Source organism: Pseudomonas agarici, assembly GCF_001543125.1.
Taxonomy (GTDB): domain Bacteria; phylum Pseudomonadota; class Gammaproteobacteria; order Pseudomonadales; family Pseudomonadaceae; genus Aquipseudomonas; species Aquipseudomonas agarici.
Window position 1 is genome coordinate 985,547 of sequence record NZ_CP014135.1, and the last position, 4,065, is coordinate 989,611.

The 4,065-nt window shown below is 54.7% G+C and carries 5 protein-coding genes and 1 pseudogene; 3 read left to right on the forward strand and 3 right to left on the reverse strand.

The annotated features are described in order from the left end of the window. Window positions 1-394: 394 nt before the first annotated feature. Together tnpB and tnpC are read left to right on the forward strand one after the other, a co-directional pair. Window positions 395-577 carry an IS66 family insertion sequence element accessory protein TnpB gene (tnpB, locus tag AWM79_RS26025; protein ID WP_017129785.1) on the forward strand — a complete coding sequence of 61 codons (183 nt, stop codon included), beginning with the start codon at window positions 395-397 and terminating at the stop codon, window positions 575-577. After that, window positions 578-1,628 (forward strand): annotated as a pseudogene (gene tnpC, locus AWM79_RS04450) (IS66 family transposase); the annotation flags it as partial. 10 nt (window positions 1,629-1,638) lie between these two features. On the opposite strand, the gene AWM79_RS04455 reads toward tnpC, so the two are convergent. From AWM79_RS04455 to AWM79_RS04465, 3 genes are read right to left on the reverse strand one after another with little or no spacing between them, the layout of a single operon-like run. Next, window positions 1,639-2,004 (reverse strand): hypothetical protein, encoded by a 366-nt coding sequence (locus AWM79_RS04455; protein ID WP_026012947.1) that lies wholly within the window; start codon window positions 2,002-2,004, stop codon window positions 1,639-1,641. Further along, window positions 2,001-2,978: a hypothetical protein gene (locus tag AWM79_RS04460; RefSeq protein ID WP_060782239.1), complete on the reverse strand. Its 978-nt coding sequence runs from the start codon at window positions 2,976-2,978 to the stop codon at window positions 2,001-2,003. Before AWM79_RS04460 ends, AWM79_RS04455 begins: the two co-directional genes overlap by 4 nt. A gap of 9 nt (window positions 2,979-2,987) precedes the next feature. Continuing rightward, the gene (locus AWM79_RS04465) at window positions 2,988-3,476 is read right to left on the reverse strand and encodes an Hcp family type VI secretion system effector (RefSeq protein WP_060782240.1); all 489 of its coding nucleotides are present in this window, start codon (window positions 3,474-3,476) and stop codon (window positions 2,988-2,990) included. Window positions 3,477-3,914: 438 nt separating this feature from the next. Here AWM79_RS04465 and AWM79_RS24120 point away from each other — a divergent pair. Then, window positions 3,915-4,065 (forward strand): transposase (locus tag AWM79_RS24120; protein WP_156430162.1); only part of this gene is annotated, 151 nt, incomplete at its 3' end.

Consider the following 4,065-nt stretch of genomic DNA (forward strand, 5'->3'; position numbering starts at 1 on the left):
GTGCGCCATCAATGCATACCGTAAGCGTCCGGCCAAGTCATCTACCCAGTCCCGCAAAGCCAAGACATGGTGTCCACTTAAATTGATCTGACCCCGAAAAGTTGGACGCCTTCTATGCCCGCCGTGCTTGAGTCCTGTATTCCACAGGACTTAGGCCACTCAGCCATAACCTCAACGCAAACCTCGTCCACAAATGGATTCGGCTGCAATCGCAGAAAAGCACAACGCTGCAACCTGCATTTATTCCGTTACCCGTGCCGCTGGCCGGGACAAGCTTGCACTCAGCATCATCGAATATCTGCGTTGAAATACAGCACCCGCGCGGCACCGTCACAGTGAACTGGCCCACTGAAAATGCTGCTGCCTGCGCGACCTTTCTTCGAGACCTTCTGCGATGATTCGCATCGACTCCATCTGGCTCGCCACCGAGCCGATGGATATGCGCGCCGGTACCGACACGGCGTTAGCCCGGGTGATTGCGGTGTTCGGTGCGGCGCAGCCGCACTGTGCTTATCTGTTCGACAACCGCCGCGCCAATCGCATGAAAGTGCTGGTGCATGACGGCTTCGGAAAATAGGTCTGCGATGACTGCGAAACGCTGACCCAGGCACCCGTTCAGGCGCAGGTTATTGATAAGGGCATTCCGACTGCGGGCCTGCTGGCCCACGTCATGATCGCCAAGTTTGCCGACCACCTGCCACTTTACCGTCAGGAATCGATCTTCGGTCGAGCGGGCTTGGCGATTCCACGCTCAACCTTGGCTCAATGGGTGGGCGTGACTGGGGTTCAGTTGCAGCCGCTGGCTGATGCGCTGCGCGACGTGGTGCGCGGGCAGCAGGTTATTCACGCCGATGAGACACCTGTGCAAATGCTCATGCCGGGAACTAAGAAAACCCACCGTTCTTATGTTTGGGCCTATGCCACCAGCCAGTTCTCGGACGTGGCAGCGGTGGTTTACGACTTCAGCCCTAGCCGCGCTGGAGAGCACGCTCGCAACTTCCTGAATGACTGGAAGGGCAAGCTGGTCTGCGATGATTTTGGCGGTTACAAAGCCAGCTTCGAACTAGGCGTGACCGAGATTGGGTGCATGGCTCATGCGCGGCGTAAGTTCTTTGAACTGCACGCTACCAATAAAAGTACGCTCGCCGAGCAAGCCCTGCGCTATATACAGCGGTTGTACGAAATCGAGTGCGAAGTCAGCGACCTGGAGCCGGATTTACGGCGCCGAATACGGCAAGAAAAAGCCGTGCCGGTGATGGATAGGCTGCATGCCTGGATGCTCGCCCAACGTGATCTTGTGCTCGAAGGTTCAGCGATCAGCAGAGCGCTCGATTACAGCCTGAAACGCTGGGCAGCGCTGTCGCGCTACCTTGATGACGGGGCCGTGCCCATTGACAACAATTGGGCCGAGAACCAGATCCGGCCTTGGGCGCTTGGACGCAAGAACTGGCTCTTCGCAGGGTCGTTGCGCAGCGGGAAAAGGGCGGCGGCGATCATGAGTTTGATCCAGTGCACGGCTGAATGGGCATGATCCGTATGCTTATCTCAAAGATGTGCTGACGCGGCTGCCTACGCAGCAGGCGAGAGAGATTGACCGGTTGCTTCCGCATCAGTGGATGCCAGCCTGACTCATAAGATTCAGGGCTGTACATAATTGAATATGGCCAGCGCAGCGAGCAAAAGGATGTGGATGCCTAACAGACTCACCAGCAGCCGTCTCATGCGCGGCGGGAAGCGTTTAACTTCATCGAAATCAATTAACTTCCTGCGCACAAAGATCTTCGGTACAGCCAGCACCATTGAGATCAACCCGGTGCGCATGACCTTGCCCAACAAACCTGCATGTTGAAATGTATTTTTATTGCCGGTCACGAAGATGCAATTCGTAAGAAACGACTCAAAGCGCTCAGTGTATTTATGTGCAATGTAGCACTGTACGACCATAGCCAGCATCATGGGTGCAATGATCAGCAACGCGATCAATCCAGGGGCAACTTCATTCACTCCGATACCTCACCATACAAAAAGTCACCCAGCATCTCGCCTGTCTTGCTCCCGAAATCACCGAAGAGCTTACCGCCCACTGCACCGCCGACGACAGCACAAGCTAGTGCTCCGGGGCCGCTTGTACTGACCCCCAGAACTACGGCACAAACAGCAGTCCCAGCCATACCGCCCACATACCCCCCGGCGCTGCCGCCCGCCAAGCTCCCCATCAATGTCGAACTTTCGACATATTTGGCGCGGCGGCATTGTTCCTCCCGGCCCAACGTGCAGGCTTTATGAATCGACAAGCCTGTGGACGCCACATCCAGCGCAGTACCAATATAAGTGCCTTTCTTGATTAGATTCGACGCTCTGGCAACGCCAGACACTTTGTCGGCATAGCCGGCGATCTCTCCTGTATGGAGGTAGCTGCGGGTCGAGATACCCAATGCCTGCTTGATCTTTCCCTGGTTACGTAACCCTGAGCCATACGCGGCAACGTTCCCCAACTGCTTTTCGAGCTTTATGAACAAAGCGGTGCGCTTGGCGTAAAACGTGTCGCGGGCACTCAGGGTGCCAGAGCCGAGGTAATCGCGGTGTAGTTTCTCGATCTCCTCAAGTGTGACCTTGATATTTCCCAGGTGCTTGCTCCACCCATCACTGGCTGCACCCGCTCCGATTGAGGCATTGGCCAGTACGCTCTGCAGCAAGTCGAAGTGTTCCAGGAAAAAATCATCCCCCTCCACCCAGCTGGTTAGCAGATCTCTATGCACCTGAGCAGCATTGGCCATCAAGAACGCTTCTTGGCTGGTGCAAGATGGCGTACTGGCGTCGCCCACAATAACAAGCTCCCCGGCCATGACCACACTGGTGGCAATATGCGTATTCAAGACATCAAATTTGCCTTGGGCATACCCGGACACCGGTGTGCTAGCTTTCAACGACTGGTACGACTGAGTTCTTGGGTTGATAAAGCTGCGTGCTTCAGACATTGCTTTTTCTCACGCGTACTTCTTATTGTTGATCCGATCCCAGCCCCCTGTCACATTCCCGCCACCGCTACCATCGGAACGTTTTTGCCGGGTGTACGTGGTTTTGATACGCCCGTAATTCAACTGAATGACTTCGATGGGAACGCCCGAACTGGCGTTCTGTGAGTAGTCGGCAATGATCACCTCCTCCAATACAATTTCGTAGTACTTAAGCTTGTCCGTGCCTGCCCGACAAAGCACGAGCGTCACTTCCTTAAAATGTTGACCCGCACAGCTTGCTTCCAGCAGCTTGCAACTGGCGATGTCGAGAAACTTGGTGAAGGTAAAATTGGTCAGAGTCGTACGCCCTGAAGCTGCGCCGCCAGAAGAGCTTGCGGTGGCAGAGGTGCTTTGATTGATGCCGAAGTTGTAGCTTGTGGTCTCGATCCAGTTGGTGTACTGGTCATCCAGCGCTTCGCCAGCGATATCGTCAAATTGGATGAAGGCGTCGAAGGCCATGCTTACCTCTCCTTGGTAATAGTTGGGTTGAAACCTGGCGAATGGTTGTGACTGTTGCGTCACCAAAATGTTCCCTGATACAAAAGCGCCACCTCTACCGAATAAAGTCATGGGCATATGAGCTAGAGAGCTGGTTCTCCGCAGTCGGCTGTGCAAAGGCGAGCGCGCAGCCGCGATTATGAATTTGATTCAGCCTACCCATAACTTGTCCTTGTCAAGAATGTGCTGACAGGCTTGCTGGTAAGCGGGCGAGTGAAATTGAGGAGCGGATACAGCATCGCTGATAGGTGATATACGGCCAGGAGCAATTAACAAAACTATTGCGCGTCCGCCCTAATGTAAGGGGCCGGGGAACACACCTTCCGAGCCCGAGCAATAAGGACGATTGTGTCCGCGTATTTTTAAGCGGACGCAATTACCCTTAATGCCAGGATCGTCATGCGCCAACGTAAGTCATACCCGAAATCCTTCAAGACCCAAGTCGTTCAAGAGTGCGAGCAGCCCGGTGTTTCCGTGGCAGCTATTGCGATGAGTCACGGGATTAATGCCAATGTCGTTCGCCGGTGGATACCGCTTTACCGTGATCAGC